The organism is Phycisphaeraceae bacterium (assembly GCA_019636655.1).
In the GTDB taxonomy this organism is placed as follows: domain Bacteria; phylum Planctomycetota; class Phycisphaerae; order Phycisphaerales; family UBA1924; genus JAHBXB01.
Map to the genome: position 1 here is coordinate 41,110 of JAHBXB010000007.1, position 16,213 is coordinate 57,322.

Here is a 16,213-nt window from a genome sequence, read left to right on the forward strand (position 1 = left end):
CCGCCGCCAGCATGTGGTGATGCGTCGCTGAACACGAGAAGGTGGCTCGCCCGGTGGAAGAAGGAACGCTGAGGCGGTCAGTGCAGCGCGAGCTTGCGGTACTCCAGGAGCGTAAACACGCCCAGTCCAAGGACCCCGCTCCACATCATCGTCACCCCCAGGGCCGGGTTCTGGAAGATCAACTGCCGACCCGCGATCAGCCCCATCAGGCACGCCAGCGCCGGCAGGAACGACCACAGGTACACCGCGAGCGGCAGCGAATCCTTGAGCCGCATCGCCATCACGGATCCCGTGATCACCATCACCAGGCACGCCGCGGCCATCGACAGCCGTTCCTGCTGCTTGCCGGTTACCTCACGGTTGAGCCGCGTGATCCGCGCCTCGAGGTCCTTCCGCGGCCCGTCGACGAACTGCGGGTTGGGGTCGTCCTTGATCGCCTCCGATGCGAGCGTCACGAGCTCCGCCGTCGGCATCGCCAGGAAGTTCGGCACCGGGCTGTCCCGCAGCGCCAGCCGCTGGAACTCGAGCTCCGGGTGTACGCCGGCGGTGGGGGAGGTCTGCCGAGCGCCCGGCTCCGTCGAGGCGCCCGAGACGCTCACGTTCTCCAGCCGCAGCGTAAGCGTGATCTCGCGGTCTGCCGCGTTGGGATCGGTGTAGGTGTGGAATAGCGCCCGCTTGGCCGACATCACCTGCACGCCCCCGCCAGGCAGGTGCCGCTCCACCCGCACCGGGCCGCTGCCGCCCGGCGGCGCCAGCTCCCACCACGTGTTGCCGGTCCATCGCATCGAGGGGGCTGTGATCGTCCAGCCCAGCCCGCCCGGATCGGTCAGCGTGACCTGCGAGGACCGGGCCATCGCCTCCGCCATGCGCTGCGTGGTCGCCCGCTCGCCCAGCGTCGCGGCGAGCGTCCGGCGCTTCTGCTCCACCTGCTGCATCAACTCCGGCCGCGCGCGCCGGTCCTCCAGCTCGCTCCACGAGAGGAACTTGGTGTCGTCCTGCACCGGCGACGGGATGCGCTGGGAGAACGTGCGGAAGTCCTCCTCCGCCGCGGCCTTGCCGGGCTGGTGCATGTGCGGCTTCTCGGCGCGCATCACGACGAGCGTCGAGCCGTCGTCCTCCACCAGGCGAGTCGACGGCCCCTCCGGCCCGGCCCCTTCGCCCGGCCCCGCGCCCCAGATGAACCACACCCACGCGTTCTTCGCCGTGCCCTCGGCCTCGATCTTCCCCGACTTGTCCATCTTGACGACCGTGACCCCGGAGAGCCAGAGCACCTCGTACGCCCCGGTCGCCTTGTCGGCGCCGAGCGACTCCACGACGTCCGCCGTCACCATCATCCCCTGCAGCGAGATCGGCCTCCCCGCGCGCAGCGACGAGACGACCAGGCGCGTCACGTCCTTGTACGCCAGTTCCTGCATCTGCCGCAGCATCAGCGGGATCAGGCTATTCGACAGGTACAGGAGGATCCCGAACAACCCCAGCCCCGCCAGCATCGCCGGGCCGAGCAGCGACCGGTGGCTCATTCCTCCCGCCTGGCACGCCCCGACCTCGTTGTCCACCGCGAACCGGTGGTACGCCATCGTCGCGGCGAACCCCGCGGCGAACGGCAGCCCGTACTCCAGCATCGGGAGCATGGCGAAGGCCATGAACTTGAGCGTGTCGATCGGCCCCAGCTTGCCGTCGGCCATGAACTTCACCGCCCCCGCGAACGCCAGCACCGAGACGATCACCAGCGCGCTCACGACGATCAGGCGCCACAGCGCGACCGAGATGTACGTCCAGATGATGATCGGCGGCCGGGCGAGCATGAGCCGGGATCGTACGCGGGCGGGGGCCCCGCCGAACCCTTACTCCGTGCGGGGTTGACCGCCCGCCGCTCCCGCCGCGCCGCCGGGCGATCGCGATTCCGCGGCCCCCAGGCTCGGGGCCGGCCCCCCGATGGGCCGCCGGGCCCGGCCCGTCCGCAGCGTCACGATCACGACCACCCCCGCGATGATCAGCCCCGCCGCGAGAAACACCCGCCCGGTCAACTCCTCCTTACCGACGACCGAGCCGATGACCAGCGCGACGATCGGGTTGACGTACGCGTACGTCGCGATCTTGCCCGGCGTCGAGACGCCCAGCAGCCAGATGTAGGCGGTGTAGCCGATCAACGACCCGGCGAAGATCAGGTACGCCAGCGACGCGATCGGGCGCGGGCTGCCGAAGATCCCCTCGAAGGTCATCAGCCGCCATTCGCGCAGCAGCGCCGAAACCACCAGCAGCGCCGCTCCGCCGCAGATCAGCTGCATCGCCGTGCCGATGAACGGCGACGAGGGCAGCCCGCCGCGCCCCGCCAGGCGCCGCGAATACAGCGACCCGTTGGCCCAGCAGAAGCTCGAGAGCAGCACGGCGCCGGCCCCGACGGCCTCGAGCACGTGGCTCCGCCCGTCGCCCGCGCCCAGCAGCGGCTGGATCTTGGGCCACAGCAGCAGCCCCACCCCTGCCAGCCCGATGACGATCCCCGCGATGAGCGCCGGCGACACCCGCTCCCGCAGCGGCGCCCCGCCCCAGAACCCCTCCAGCACCAGCATCCAGATCGGCAGCAGCGCGATCAGCACCGCGGCGACCCCCGACGGGATGTACTGCACCGCGAACGTCACCAGCCCGTTGCCACCCAGCAGCAGCAGCGTGCCCACCACCGCCATCGACCGCCACTGCCGCGGCGTCGGCCTCGCCTCGCCGCGCCACCGGAGGAACACGTACATCAGCACCCCCGCGATGACCGACCGCACCCCCGCGAGGAAGAACGCGGGGATCCCCACGTTTGGCTCCCCCGGCACGCCGCCGAGCACCGCCCACTTGATCCCCAGGTACGTCGACCCCCAGAAGAAGTACAGCGACAGGTACGCCGTCGCGACCATCCAGAGGCTGGGCGTGCGATGCGATGACGCGATGTTTCGGCTGGTCCCCATCCGTGAGGCGAAGAGCGTAGCGCCCGGCCCGGGGCGCGCGGCGGATCAGGGGAGTGGTGGTTACCGGCTGGTGTGCGAAGCGGAACGCTCCCAGCGTCAGTTCTTCCCGACCTCGACCGGGGGCGGCGGTGGTTTGGGCAGGGGCCGCGGCGATTGCGACCACGCCCACCACGCGAACCCGAACGCCAACGTCAGCACGCACATGACCCCTCTGGCCCAATCAAATCCGGGCGGCTTGGTCTCGGCATCACCAATCAGCTTCCTCTGGAACACCTTCTGCCGGGATGAGGCCCGGAACTCCCTCATCGAGAACCGCTGGAACAGGAACGCCGCCGTGAGCCACACGCCCAGCGATGTGAACAGCAGCACGGCGTTGCGCCGGTCCCAGGCGAAACTCATGATGCTCGCGGCAAGGCCGATCAAAAACGGCGTGACCGTCATCCGCACGGTGGAATAGTGGCGGGCCCAGTTGCCGGCTTCGCCGCTCAGGCTCTTCAGCAGTTCCGCATCAGTCGTCGCTCGGACTTCGGGGTGCTCTGTCAGCTTGCGAACGGCCTCGCTCGGCGACTCATCGCCGAAGGGCACCAGCAGCCAGAGCGCGGTCACCAGGAGCAGGCCCAGTCCAAACCCGACCCAGAGACGGTCAATGCGATCGTCGCCACCCTTCGTCTCCTCCTTCTTGCAGTCAGCCTCCGCCTTGCGCGCCGCTGCGGCGTCTCGTCGCGCCCGGATCTCCTCGCTCAACCGCTCGGCCCTTGCGATGATCTCGCGCCGGGCGTCGTCCGTGCGGCGATCGACCGCCCGCTCGTTCTCCTCCAGCCGCCGCCGGATCGCCTCGCTCTCACGCTCGATCCGCTCCGAGAGTTCCCGGCGAGACGCATCCACCTGTGCCCCGAGCCCCTGCAGCCCGCGCTGCTGCTGCTCGGTCATCTCCCGCTGCCCCTGCGCCACCCGCTCGGTCAACTCCTTCACCGCGCTCGCGACCGGCGCCGGATCGAACGTCGGTCGCTCGCGCACCACCGCCTTGAGAGTCTCGATCTCTCCCACCAGCCGCGTGGTCGCGAATCCCGACTCGTTCCGGAAGTCCGCCAACTCGGCCCGCAGCCTGGCCACCTCGTCGGGCGCGGCCCGCTCGGAGTCCGATGCGCAGCACCCCGCGATCAACCCGGCGACAACCGCGCCGATCATGACCAGCACGCCCTGGTGAACCGTGCGCATGGCGACCCTCCATCACGAAACGCCAGCCTACTCAATCTAAGATCGGCAACGCAACTAAGGACCACGATCGGGCCGCGATGCGTCGGCTGTCAACTACTTCTTCTGCGACAGCATCCACCCCGGTAACTCCGCCTCCCCGTACGCCCGGTCCCACGAGCCGTGGTTCACCCCCGGGTAGACCGTCAGCCGCGCCTCGCCCCCCGCCGCGATAATCGCCCCCACCACGGTCCGCGATTTCTCCGCCGGCACCACGTCGTCCGCCTCGCCGTGGAAGCACCACACCGGGATCCCCTTGACCCCCGCGGCGATCGCCTCCGGGGTCATCGGCTCGGGGTACCCGCAGATCGGCACCAGCGCCGACCACACCTCCGGGTGCGCCGCCCCGATCGTCCACGTCCCGTGCCCTCCTTGCGAGAGCCCCGTCAGCACGATGCGATCCTCGTCGATCGTGTACTCCCGCGTCGTGCGATCGACGATGCTCATCACCACCTCGTCGTACGCCTCCCACTGGGCCTTCTGCACCGGCTTCTGCGGCATCACCATCACGCACGGCCAGCGCGAGGCGTTCCACAGCACGTTGCTGCCGATCCCCTGCACGATCATCTTCTGCCCGTCGGTTCCGCTCTCGCCGCTGCCGTGGAGGAAGACCACCAGCGGCCACGCCCGCGAGGCGTCGTAGCCGCGCGGCACATACACAGCGTAGTCGTACCCCTGCCCCCCGATCTCGATCCGGCGGAGGATGAACCCCGTGGCGGTCTCCGCCGCCGGCGCCCGCGCCGGCGCGGCGCATGCTGCGAGCAGCGAGAGAGCGCTTGTCGTCACCACAAGCGAGATCAAGGTGTGCAGCGTCATGCAGGGAGCGTACACACCGCGCCGCGGGCGAGGCGGTACAGGCGGCCCGCTCAGCACCCCGCCTGCACGGCCCGGAACCAGTCGGAGATGAACGCGGCGATGTCGGACGGCTCGATGACCCCGTTGTGGTCGTAGTCGGCGCGCAGCGTCCCGTTCGCGAGGTCGCTGTTCCAGTACGCCACGAAGATCGCGATGTCCGAGGGCTCGACCACGCCATTCTCGTCGATGTCCACCGGCGGGCATCCGACCGTCAGCACAGCCACGGCGCTGGTGGTCCCTGCGCAGCTGCTCGCGATGCGGACGGTGTAGTCGCCGGCGTCGCCTGCTTCGGCGCCGGAGATCTGCAGGGTGGGCGTCAGCGCCCCGCTGATTCGGCCGCCGTCCGTGAGGTCAACGCCGTTGCGACGCCACTGGTATGTCAGGGTCTCGCTGCCCGCGGTCGCGCTCACGCTGAGTGATGCCGTCGCACCCGGCGTCACCAGCTTCGAGGCTGGCTGCGTTGTAATCGCCGGTTGCGGACACAAGCCCCGCACGATGAACGCCTCCGTCTGCCCCAGGGGGTTGATGCCGGTCCCGACGATCGATCGGCCATCGCCCGACACGCCGCGTGCCTCGCGCAGGGTCCACCCGGTGAGATCGATTCCGTAGACCTGGGTGAGGACGATGGCCAGCGGCGACGAGCCGTGCCCCTGCCGCCAGAGGTACGCCTGCGACATCGCGCCGCCCGTCGAACCGGCGATGACCGCGCCATCGGCCGAGACCGCCCGGGCCACCCACGCCGAAGCGCCGCCCAGCGGCACGGCCCCTCCCGCCATCGTCCATCGGAAGGCGCCGCCGCCCGCGCTGGAACCCAGCCGCAGTTCCCCGACCACCACGCCGGCATCCGGCGTGATGGCGTACGCCGAGTAGGTCGTAGGACCCAGCGAGAGATTACCGAGCGCGTTCGACCAGATGTACGCTGTCGGACCACTCGTGAAGGAATCCATCCGTCCGACCACCACGGGCTGACCGGCCGACGACGTCACGCCGTAGGACCTCATGGATTCGACGAACCCCCCCGGCGGCGGGACCGTGATAACGGTGCTCGTGGTGCAGACGTAGCAACTGTTTCCGACTCCGGCGCCGACCCACCAGATACCATCGGGCGAAGTCCCTTCAAGGAGAATCGCGACGGCCATCGACTGCCCGGTCGTGCTGTTGCTGTAGAACCCCTCGCCGCCGGGCAGTGCGCACGGCCCGCCGGCGAGCGTGTAGTACCCTACCACCGCGCTCCCGTCATGTGATGCGGCTATGGCCGAGCCGCGGCAGCCCGGGATCAGCGAGGACATCCCCCCGGCGGTCCACTGGAACGGGTACGTTGCCCCGCTTGCCGGCGAACTCCCGACGACCACGGCGCCGTCGCCTGAAACACCGTTCGCCGCGCTGGAGGTCTGCCCCGGCAAGAAGCCGAGCCCTTCAAACGTCGGCGGCCCTCCAGTGGCCGTGCCGCCGGCAACACCGAACACCACAACGACGCCCAAGCGCGTGATCCGATTCGTCCTCATCGCATGCCTCCAGCGTGAGTGTGTGCCGACCAATCGCCCGCTCTTAAGATGACTATACAGGACCACCATGGTGCATCCTCGTTTGAAGTTGTGAATTCGAGTAGGCCCGTGGAGCGGACCGATGCTCTGGTCGAATGAACAGCGAACAGCAGGCCGCCCCACCCGCCCTTCTTCTTGCGTCCGTCGTACTGCTCGCGTGCGGCTCCGCGATCAGTCAGGCCCGCGCCGAGCCGCCGCGGTACACCGTCGAGGTCCTCGGCTCGCTCGCCGAGGCGCCGCAGGGCACCCCCGCGAGCCTCCCGGGGGCGCTGGCCGGCGCTGAAACTGTCGTCGGTCGCTCGATGACGCCAGACGGATCCTGGCAGGCGTTTGCCTGGAGCCGCGGCACGATGCGCGCACTCGAAGGGTTCCCCGGCTACGGCTCCTCCTCAGCATCGGGCGTGAACTCGCGAGGAACCATCGTCGGCGCTCTGAGCACCGCGGATGGAGGCTCGCCACGTCCCGCCGTCTGGACCGAGGGCGGCCTCTCGATCCTGCCCACACTCGGTGGCCCGTTCGGAGCGGCCGCGGCGATCAACGAGTCGGGCCACATCGCCGGGTGGAGCGCCGCCGGAGCGACCGTGTGGGTCGGCGGTGTTCCGGTGGTTCTTCCCAACCCGGACGGGTTTGGGCAGTCGTTTGCGCTCTCGATCAGCGACGCCGGCGACGTCGCCGGGCACTCGATGCGGCAGACGGGGGGCTCGTGCCCCGTTCTCTGGACAGGGCAGATCGCGGCGGAACTGCCGACGCCGCCCGGGTCCGTCGGGCAGGCCAACGCCGTGAACAACCTCGCTGAGGTGGTTGGTTCCATCATCGATGCACAGTACGACAACCGGGCCGTGCTCTGGCGCGCGGGGCAGTTCCTTGATCTTGGCACCCTCGGCGGCCCGCTCCCGTGGGCGTTTGCCGCCGACATCAACGACCGGTCGCAGATCGTCGGCGCCAGCGACAGCCCCCTCGGGTTCACCGGTTTCCTGTGGGAGGATGGTGAGATGTACGACCTTCGCCGGTTCCTCGCGCCGGGGTACGACTACGAGATCACGACCGCGAACGCCATCACCGACGACGGCGTGATCGCGGCGACCGCGAGCATCGACGGTCGGCAGACCGCCGTGCTGCTCAGGCCGGTGCCGGCCCCGGGCGCGATGGCCGTGCTCGCGCTGTGCAGCGCGCCGCTAGTCCTCCGACGCGCACGCCCCGCCCTTCGTTGAACAAGAAAAATCCCCCGGCGGTCCGGGGGATTCTGGGTCACTTCACCGTGTCCGGCCGCGGCCGGTCAATCCTCCGGCACGTGGTCGCTCGTCACAATCTCCCGGAACCGCTTGCGCAGCTTCGCCGTCACCGGTCCCTCGCCCGTCGAGATCTTCTGCGCCGTCCCCTTCCGGTCGATCTCCGTCACCGCGATCATCTCCGCGGCGGACCCGGTCAGGAACACCTCGTCGGCGCCCAGCACGTCCTCGATCCGCATCATCTTCTCTTCGCACGCCACGCCGCAGTCGCGGCAGAGCGTCTCCATCACGAACCGACGCGTCACGCCCTCCAGGATCCCCGCCTCGCTCGGCGGCGTGAACACCTTCCCGCCCTTGACGATGAAGATGTTGTCGCCCGTGCACTCCGCGACGTACCCCTCGACGTTCAGCATGATCGCCTCGAGGCACCCCGCATCGATCGCCTCGCACTTGGCCAGGATGTTGTTCAGGTAGTTCAGGCTCTTGATGCGAGGATCAAGACACGGGATCGGGATCCGCGGCCGCTGCGCGACCACCACCTTCATCCCCGAGGTGTACAGGTCCGGCGGGTACAGCGAGATCTGGTCCGCGATGCAGATCACCCCGGGCACCGGGCACTTGCGCGGGTCCAGCCCCAGCGTCCCCGCCCCTCGCGTCACCAGCAGGCGGATGTACGCGTCCGACAGGCCGTTGGCCTTGATGCACTCCCGCATGATCCCCACCATCTCCTCGCGGGAAATGGGGATCTTCAGGCGGATCGCCTCTGCGCACGTCCACAGCCGGTTCATGTGCTGTTCGCACTTGAAGATCTTGCCGCGGTAGACCCGGATCCCCTCGAAGACGCCGTCGCCGTACAGCACGCCGTGGTCGTACACCGACACCGTCGCCTCGCCCTTGGGGACGTAGCGGCCGTTGACAAAGACGATCGGCTTCTCGCCCTTGCCGGCCGGGTTGTTCGCGAACATGCCGACGTACGCCGGGACCCCCGCCGCGGACGAGCCATTGGTCCCGTTCGTCCCGGCGCCGTTCATCGTGTGGGCCGTCTTGGCTGGCTTGGTGGGGCTGTTCATGCGTCGGTACCTCCTTGACGCGGAGACAAAGGTCCTGGGCCGGTCTCCCAAACCGGCCAAAAGAGATAGTACACTTCACCCCGCGAGCGGTGCCCCGTGTCAGTAAGTTTTTTGCCCGTGAACGTCCACCAACCGGCGACGGTGCGAGCCGGTCCCGCCTGAAATCGGTGACAACGCAGTTCGGGCCCTGCTCGCGCCCGGCGCCACAGCGTTACGTGCGCACCACGGCCCCGAGTTCTCGGCCGCTCAGGTCCACGAGTGTCGCGATCTGCGGGTCGACCTCTTCGCGCCGCAGCGTCCGCGCCGGGTCGCGGAACCGAAGGCGGAGCGTCACCGACTTCTTCCCCGGGCCGGTCTGCGCCCCGCGGTAGGTTCCGACGAACTGAACCGCCCGGCCCGTCGGGCCGCCCGAGTCCTCGTCCATCATCGGCAGGTTCGCGCTGCGCACGAGCGACTCGATCCGCGCCCAGGTCGTCTCCTCGGCGACGATCAGCGACACGTCCCGCTCGATCGCCGGGAAACTCGGCAGCGCCCGCACCCGCGAAGCCGGCGGGTACGCGGCGATCAGGGGATCGAGCCCCAGTTCCGCCGCGACCACCGGGCGGTCAAGGTCGTACTCGCGCTGCACCGCCGGCGAGACCAGGCCGAAGCACCCGATGATCTCCCCGCCGAGCCGGACGCCCGCGAACGGCCCCGGCCGGTACGCGCTCATCGGCGCCTCGGCCACCGGCTCGATCTGCACCGGCGCGGCATCGCCGGCCACCGCCCGCACCACCGCCTCGATCGCGCCCCGCACCAGCCGCAGCGCGTGCTGCGCCGCATCGTGGGCGGATTGGCCGGCGATCGGCGCCACGTCGGCGATCAGCCCGATGTTCCGCCGCTCCACGGCGATGTCCTTGGCGGCAGCGAAGACGGGCGAGAACTCGAACAGCCGCACCCCCGCCGGTGCATCGACGCCGTGGTCGCGGTTGGCGCGCCGGCAGGCGAGCAGGCTCGGGATCATGCTCGGCCGCAGCGTCGGCTCGGCCTTGCGGCGCTCGTCGCACACGTCCACCCGCTCCATCCCCGCCGGCAGGAACGGCGCGGCCGCCTTCGGCGACACGAACGTGAACGTCACCGTCTCGAAGAACCCCAGGCCCGTGAGCGTGCGGGCGATCTCCCGCGCCGCGGCTTCGTCGCGCTGCGGCGGCGAGACGCGGACGCTCACGGTCTCCTTGACCGGGATGCGGTCGAGCCCCGCGGTGCGGGCGACCTCTTCGATCAGGTCGATCTCGCGCTCCAGGTCCGGCCGGTGCGCCGGGATGATGCACGCCATCACCCCCTCGTCGCCCACGCCGGGCGCATCGGCGACCCACCCCGCGGAGACGCCGATCTCGTGCGACCGCAGGATCTTCTCGATCTCCCCCGCCTGGATGTCCATGCCCAGGATCGCGCGGCAGCGCGCGGGCCTCAGCCGAAGCTCGCGCAGCGGCCTGGGTTCGGCCCCGGATTCCACCGACCCGCCCATCAGCCGCCCCCCGGCGAGGCGGACGATCATCGCCGCCGCGCGCCGCGCGGGCGTGTCGATCGTGCGCGAGTCCACAAGACGCTCGAAGCGGTGCGAGGCGTCGGTCCTCAGGCCCAGGCGCCGGGCGGCGCGCCGGACCGTGCCCGGGTCCCACGTCGCCGCCTCGAGCAGCACGTCGGTGGTCGCGGGTGTCACCTGCGTCTCGGCCCCGCCCATGATCCCCGCCAGGGACACCACGCGGGCGCCGTCGGCCACGACCAGTTCGCCCTCACGCAGCTCGACCGTGCGCCCGTCCAGCAGCGCGAGTTTCTCCCCCTTCACCGCCCCGCGGACCACGATGCGGGCCCGGCCGCCCGCGGCGGCGGGGCGCAGCGTGCCGAGATCGAAGACGTGGCTGGGCTGCCCGAACTCGAACGCGACGTAGTTCGTCACGTCGACGACGTTGTTGATCGACCGCAGCCCCACGGACTCGAGCGACCGGACCATCCAGTCCGGGCTCGGCCCGACCTTCACGCCGCGGATCACCCGCCCGGTGAACAGCCGGCACAGGTCCGGGACCTGGTTGTCGATCTCGATCGACTCCTGGGCGGTCCCCGGCCCGGTCGCGGGCATGTCCAGCGACGGGCTGCGGAAGCGGCGCCCCGTCGCGGCGGCGATCTCCCGCGCGATCCCCAGGTGCGACAGGCAGTCGCCGCGGTTGCTGGTCACCTCGACATCGAGCACCACGTCGCCGTCGGGGCGCTCGGTGTGGGATTCGATGGGGAAGCCGACGTTGGTCAGCGCGGCCTCGGCGCCCTCGGCGGTGAGGTTCGCCGGGTCGAGGTACTCGTTGAGCCATCGGACGCTGATCAGCATGGGGACAAAGCATACCCGCGTGGTCCGGCGATCGGTCGCGCCGGCGCCGCGGGCGTGCCATCCGGGCCGGCGCGATCGGGTACACTCGGCCCGATGCCCCGCCATACGCGCACCACCACGATGGCCCGACTGCTGGCGCCGGCGATCGCCGCGCTGGTCGGTGCCTGCGCCGCCACGCCCGAGGCGCGGCTGGCCGCGGCCAGGGAGGCCGACGAGCCCCCGCCGGATTTCAGCATCGCCCTGACGATCCCCACGGTCCCCGACCCGAACGTGAAGCCCGGCCGCTACATCCTGCAGCCCGACTGGGTGCTCCGCGTGACCCCCGGCGCCGCGGTGGCCGAGACGACCTACCCGGCCCTGACCCGCCAGCTCACGCACGCCCAGGCCGAGCGGGTCTGGTGGGACGTGCGGGATTCGGTGCTGCTGGAGCCGGACCATCCGGGGCGCGTGGGCGCCTACGTGCCGGTGCCCGCCGAGGACGGAACGATCAAGCCCATGGTGCTCGTGTCGTACACCGCCGCGGGCGTGCGGAGGACCTACGTGCTCGATCCGGCCGCGCTCTCGGCCGAGGATCGCGCTGTGCTCAAACGCCTGGCGCTCCGCCTGAGCGCGCTGGCGTGGCTGGACACCCCCTGATCTGGAAGGACGGCGATGAAGACTCACTCGATGGTTCTGGGCGCGGCGGTCGCACTGTCTCTCCTGGCCGGCCTCCCCGCCGGGTGCAGTTCGCCGGGCTCTGCCGGCGGCTCGGCCGCGGCGAACTCGCCGCTCAGGGGCTGGGTGCTGGAACTCAAGGTGACCAACCCCGCCAGCAACCTCTATATCCGCTACAAGCTCGTCGAGCCCGGCGTCCTGACCTACTGGGCGGGGTCGGACCAGACGCCCCGCTGGTCGGGCCAGATCTCGTCGCAGGAACTCGTTGACGTCGCGGACCTGCTGGACGCCAACCCGGACCCGCAGCGGACCCCCACGATCACCAACCCCGGCCCCGACGGGCGTGAGTACGACTTCACGGCGAAGTCGGCCACCCAGGTCTTTGCCACCAAGTTCCACAGCGGCCCGACGCCGTTCCTGGTCCAGTTGAACCAGATGCTCCAGAACGCGGTGCTGCAGCGGTTCCAGGACGAGTTCATCTACGTCCCCCCGAAGGAGGGCGACTGAGGCCCCGGCGACTATCGTGTCGTCGATGAGCGACGCCGCTTCGACGCCCCCGATCGTCGGGATCGACCTGGGAACGACCAACAGCCTGGTCGCGGTCGCCGCGTGGCCGGCGGCGGACGCGGCCGGCGCGCCGCCGCGGGTGATCCCGGATGAGCAGGGGCGGGCGCTATGCCCCAGCGCGGTGCGGTTCAACGCCGATGGGACGACGACGATCGGGCACGAGGCGCGGGACGGAGCGGTGGAGTTCCCGCTCTCGACGGTGCTGAGCGTCAAACGGCTCATGGGGCGGTCGATCGCCGATGCCGGCGAGGACCTGAAGTACCTCTCGTTCCGCGTGGTGGAGGGGCCGCACGAGACGGCGAGGGTCGAGATCCCCGCGGCGGCGGACGGGGAGGCCCCCCGCGTGGTGTCGCCGCAGGAGGTGTCGGCCCTGATCCTGCGGAGGCTGCGGGAGCAGGTGTCGCGGGCGCTGGGGGTGGAGGTCGGCCGGGCGGTGGTGACGGTGCCGGCGTACTTCGACGATGCGCAGCGGCAGGCGACGCGCGATGCGGGGCGCCTGGCGGGGCTGGAGGTGGTGCGGATCGTGAACGAGCCGACCGCCGCGGCGCTGGCGTACGGCGTCGGGGTCGGCGCCGGCGCGGGGCCGCAGACGATCGCGGTGTACGACCTGGGCGGCGGGACATTCGATGTGTCGATCCTGCGGCTGACGCCGGCGGAGAAGGAGGAGGAGGGACACGCGGCGGGTGCGGATGCGTTCCAGGTGCTGGCGACGGCGGGGGACACGCACCTGGGGGGAGATGACTTTGACCACGCGCTGATGGACCTGTTCACGGGCGAGATCGCCGCGGCGTTCTTCCCGGGACCGGCGGGGATGCCGCGGCTTGATCCGTCGACGCGGCGCGCGGTGCGGGAGTTCGCGGAGCGGACCAAGATCCGGCTGTCGGAGGCGGAATCCGCCTCGGTGCGGATCGACCTGGGGCCGGGCGCGGACGGCGCGGCGAGGGTGTACGAGCGGACGATCGCGCGGGCCGAGTTCGAGGCGCTGGTGGCGCCGCTGGTGGACCGGACGATCTCGGCGTGTCGGCGGGCGATGAAGGATGCGCGCCGGGCGATCGACGACGCGGGGGGCGATAAGGTGGCGTGCGTGGTGCTGGTGGGCGGGGCGACGCGGACACCGCTGGTGCGGGCGCGGGTACGGGAGTTCTTCGGCCTCGAGCCGTACACGGCGCTGGACCCCGACCTGGTGGTGGCGCTGGGAGCGGCGGTGCAGGGGTCGGTGCTGTCGGGGGCGACCCGGTCGGCGCTGCTGCTGGACGTGGTGCCGCTGTCGCTGGGGATCGAGACGGTGGGGGGCGCGGTGGCGAAGCTGGTGGTGCGCAACTCGACGGTGCCGGCGCGGGCGACGGAGATGTTCTCGACCTCGGTGGACGGGCAGACGTCGATCAAGCTGCACGTGCTGCAGGGTGAGCGGGAGATGGCGGCGGACTGCCGGTCGCTCGGGGTGTTCCACCTGACGGGGATCCCGCCGATGCCGGCGGGGATTCCGCAGGTGCAGGTGGAGTTCCTGGTGGACGCCAACGGGATCCTGAACGTGTCGGCGGTGGAGCGGCGGTCGGGGAAGCGGGCGGCGCTGCAGGTGGTGCCGCGGCACGGGCTGACGCGGGACGAGGTGGAGCGGATGGAGGCGGAGTCGCTGGCGAACGCGCGGGAGGACATGGCGCGGCACCGCGTGGTGGACCTGATCGCGAACGCGCGGCTGGACCTGCACTGGATCGCGCCGCAACTGGCGCGGCACGGGGCGCGCCTGGAGCCGGGGGCACGGGCGGAACTGGAGGCGCGGCTGGCGGCGCTGCGGGGGCTGGTCGAGGCGGCGGAGCGGGATTGGCGGGGGGTGGACGCCAACGCGTTCCACGCGGCGAAGGAGGCGGTGGACCGCGCCAGCGTGCGGCTGCACGAGATCGCGATCGCGGAGTCGCTGAAGGGGACGTCTAGCGCGTGACGCGGTAGACGGCTTCGAGGCGCTTCTCCTGGTCGTGCTCGCTCTTCATGGAGAAGGTGGCCTTGATGGTCATCCAGGGCTCCCGTCCCTCGCCCTGGGTCCAGGCGATGAGCCACGCGGGGAGGCCGCCCAGGTGGACGATGTAGGAGCGGGTGACGAGGTCGTCGTACATCAGCGCGTTCTCGGCGGGGTTGGAGAGGTCGACGTTCCAGATCAGCGCCTGCGTCTCGGTCATGTCGGGATCGGTGGCGCTGCCGGTGGGGCGGTACAGCTCGATCCGGAGATCGCCCAGGGCCTTGGTGACCTGGCCGAAGCGGTCCTTGAACTCGATGTGGCAGACGAGCTGGTCGGTCCACTGGCCGGCGCTGTCGCGCTCGCGCGAGAAGCGGGTGAGCGGGAGGAGGCGCATGCGCTCGGCGGCGAACGAGCCCGGAGCCGTGGCGCCCGAGGGGTCGGGCTTGGCGGCGTCGCCCTCCGAGGCGCACGCGGAGAGGAGCGCCGCGGCGGCGACGAGGGCGGCGGCGAGGGTTGAGGCGGTGGTGGTGGTGGGTACGTTCACGGGCAGAGTCTACTTCACGCATCGGCGGCGCGGCGGGCGGGCGGGGCCGGCGTCGGGGGAGGGGGCTGGTGGAGGCGGTCGAGCAGCTCGACGGCGCGGCGCTGGCCGAGTTCGACGGCGGTCATGGCGCGGGTGTTCTGGTCGAGGGCGGCGATAAGGACGCTGAGTTGCTGGCGGTTCTCCATGAGGCGCTGGTGGGCCTCGCCGAGCTGCTGCTCGCGGGCGGCGGCGCTGCGGCGCTCGGAGAGCCACATCCAGCCGACGAGGCCGGCGACGCCGAACTGAGCAACTGCGGAGGCGACTTCTGCTTCCATGGGGCGTGCTCCTGTATCGGGTGGGCGGCTTAGCTGCCGCCGGGTGGAGGGAGGAGGAACTTGAGGAAGCGGGCGGTGTAGGCGAGGCTGACCAGACGGGCGCGGTCGGTGCGGTCGGCGGGGGTGAAGAGGACGAAGGACATGTTCTTCCACTCGTGCCCGGCGTGGTCGGCGAGGCTGCCGGTGCTGGAGGGATCGGCGAGTTCCTCGGCGATGGCGGCGATGAGTTCCTGGAGGGCGGCGTCGGTGGGGGCGACGAGCCGGCCGCGGACGACGACGGCCTCTTCGAGGGGGCCGATCCACGTGGTGCCGGGGATGGGGCCGGCGCCGAGGCGGATGGTGGGGAGGAGCTGAGAGCCGATGGGCTCGGTGGCGAAGCGATGGGGGCCGGATCCGAAGAGGTCCTTGCCCTTGAAACTGCTGCTCATGGGGCGGTTCCTTGGGAGGCTGGAGGTGCGGGCTACGGGAGCGCGGGGGCTGCGGAGATGGAGACGGGGTCCGCCGCGCCGGTGGCGGAGAGGACGAGGAGGGTGATGGTCTGGGTCGCGGCCTTGGCGGAGACCTGGTGGCTGACAGCGGTGACGACGGCGGTTGCGGCGAGGCGGCGGCGTGAGGCGTCGGAGGCGTTGGGAGAGGTGACGAGCGAGAGGGCGCCCTGCTCACCGGGGATGGGCGGGGCGAGGTCGTCGCGCAGGATGCGGCGGACGATGCGGATCTGGACGCGCTGCTCGGGCACATCGGCGAGGACGCAGTAGGGGCCGGAATCGGACCATTCCTCGGCGAGGCGCGTGGCGGTGCGGTCGAGCAGGACCGCGTCGGTGTCGGCGAGGGTGCGGCCGGCGAAGGTGACGCTGGATGGATTGAGGATGATCATGCGGCTCTCGTGTCGTTGCGTGATGGAGAAGAGGAGGCGGC

General features: G+C 70.8%; 15 protein-coding genes. 4 read left to right on the plus strand and 11 right to left on the minus strand.

Translation table 11 applies throughout. The annotated features are described in order from the left end of the window. Nucleotides 1-77: 77 nt before the first annotated feature. The 5 genes from KF745_14765 to KF745_14785 all read right to left on the minus strand — a co-directional run bounded on the left by KF745_14765 (nucleotide 78) and on the right by KF745_14785 (nucleotide 6,565). Nucleotides 78-1,805: an LptF/LptG family permease gene (locus tag KF745_14765; protein ID MBX3359679.1), complete on the minus strand. Its 1,728-nt coding sequence runs from the start codon at nucleotides 1,803-1,805 to the stop codon at nucleotides 78-80. Nucleotides 1,806-1,844: 39 nt separating this feature from the next. After that, on the minus strand, nucleotides 1,845-2,951 hold the full coding sequence (locus tag KF745_14770) for an EamA family transporter (GenBank protein MBX3359680.1): 1,107 nt from the start codon (nucleotides 2,949-2,951) through the stop codon (nucleotides 1,845-1,847). A 96-nt stretch (nucleotides 2,952-3,047) separates the two neighbouring features. Next, nucleotides 3,048-4,169, minus strand: coding sequence for a hypothetical protein (locus tag KF745_14775; GenBank protein ID MBX3359681.1), 1,122 nt, complete (start codon nucleotides 4,167-4,169; stop codon nucleotides 3,048-3,050). A gap of 93 nt (nucleotides 4,170-4,262) precedes the next feature. Next, entirely contained in the window at nucleotides 4,263-5,021 is a 759-nt protein-coding gene (locus KF745_14780) for a dienelactone hydrolase family protein (protein ID MBX3359682.1), read from the minus strand. Nucleotides 5,022-5,071: 50 nt separating this feature from the next. Beyond that, nucleotides 5,072-6,565, minus strand: coding sequence for an immunoglobulin domain-containing protein (locus tag KF745_14785; GenBank protein MBX3359683.1), 1,494 nt, complete (start codon nucleotides 6,563-6,565; stop codon nucleotides 5,072-5,074). A gap of 134 nt (nucleotides 6,566-6,699) precedes the next feature. Here KF745_14785 and KF745_14790 point away from each other — a divergent pair, with 134 nt between their 5' ends. Then, a complete protein-coding gene (locus KF745_14790; protein ID MBX3359684.1) occupies nucleotides 6,700-7,815 on the plus strand; it encodes a hypothetical protein in 1,116 nt (371 codons plus the stop codon). Between the two features lie 65 nt (nucleotides 7,816-7,880). Here KF745_14790 and ilvE read toward each other — a convergent pair whose 3' ends face one another. Together ilvE and pheT are read right to left on the minus strand one after the other, a co-directional pair. Beyond that, the gene (gene ilvE / locus KF745_14795) at nucleotides 7,881-8,798 is read right to left on the minus strand and encodes a branched-chain-amino-acid transaminase (protein MBX3359685.1); all 918 of its coding nucleotides are present in this window, start codon (nucleotides 8,796-8,798) and stop codon (nucleotides 7,881-7,883) included. 316 nt (nucleotides 8,799-9,114) lie between these two features. Continuing rightward, nucleotides 9,115-11,265, minus strand: coding sequence for a phenylalanine--tRNA ligase subunit beta (pheT, locus tag KF745_14800; protein MBX3359686.1), 2,151 nt, complete (start codon nucleotides 11,263-11,265; stop codon nucleotides 9,115-9,117). Nucleotides 11,266-11,358: 93 nt separating this feature from the next. Between pheT and KF745_14805 the strand changes: the two genes are divergently transcribed. Genes KF745_14805 through KF745_14815 form a run of 3 tightly spaced genes read left to right on the plus strand, consistent with a single transcriptional unit; the run spans nucleotide 11,359 to nucleotide 14,425 of the window. Beyond that, nucleotides 11,359-11,901 (plus strand): hypothetical protein, encoded by a 543-nt coding sequence (locus tag KF745_14805; GenBank protein ID MBX3359687.1) that lies wholly within the window; start codon nucleotides 11,359-11,361, stop codon nucleotides 11,899-11,901. Between the two features lie 15 nt (nucleotides 11,902-11,916). Beyond that, nucleotides 11,917-12,426 carry a hypothetical protein gene (locus tag KF745_14810; GenBank protein ID MBX3359688.1) on the plus strand — a complete coding sequence of 170 codons (510 nt, stop codon included), beginning with the start codon at nucleotides 11,917-11,919 and terminating at the stop codon, nucleotides 12,424-12,426. Nucleotides 12,427-12,451: 25 nt separating this feature from the next. Further along, on the plus strand, nucleotides 12,452-14,425 hold the full coding sequence (locus tag KF745_14815; protein ID MBX3359689.1) for an Hsp70 family protein: 1,974 nt from the start codon (nucleotides 12,452-12,454) through the stop codon (nucleotides 14,423-14,425). Here the strand turns inward: KF745_14815 and KF745_14820 are convergent. The 4 genes from KF745_14820 to KF745_14835 are packed head-to-tail and all read right to left on the minus strand — an operon-like array spanning nucleotide 14,415 to nucleotide 16,172. Beyond that, nucleotides 14,415-14,984 carry a hypothetical protein gene (locus tag KF745_14820; protein MBX3359690.1) on the minus strand — a complete coding sequence of 190 codons (570 nt, stop codon included), beginning with the start codon at nucleotides 14,982-14,984 and terminating at the stop codon, nucleotides 14,415-14,417. The two genes, KF745_14815 and KF745_14820, sit on opposite strands and share 11 nt — an antisense overlap. Nucleotides 14,985-14,998: 14 nt before the next feature. Beyond that, nucleotides 14,999-15,298: a hypothetical protein gene (locus KF745_14825; protein MBX3359691.1), complete on the minus strand. Its 300-nt coding sequence runs from the start codon at nucleotides 15,296-15,298 to the stop codon at nucleotides 14,999-15,001. A 29-nt stretch (nucleotides 15,299-15,327) separates the two neighbouring features. Beyond that, nucleotides 15,328-15,726, minus strand: coding sequence for a hypothetical protein (locus tag KF745_14830; GenBank protein ID MBX3359692.1), 399 nt, complete (start codon nucleotides 15,724-15,726; stop codon nucleotides 15,328-15,330). 32 nt (nucleotides 15,727-15,758) lie between these two features. After that, on the minus strand, nucleotides 15,759-16,172 hold the full coding sequence (locus KF745_14835; GenBank protein MBX3359693.1) for a hypothetical protein: 414 nt from the start codon (nucleotides 16,170-16,172) through the stop codon (nucleotides 15,759-15,761). Between the last annotated feature and the right edge of the window lie 41 nt (nucleotides 16,173-16,213).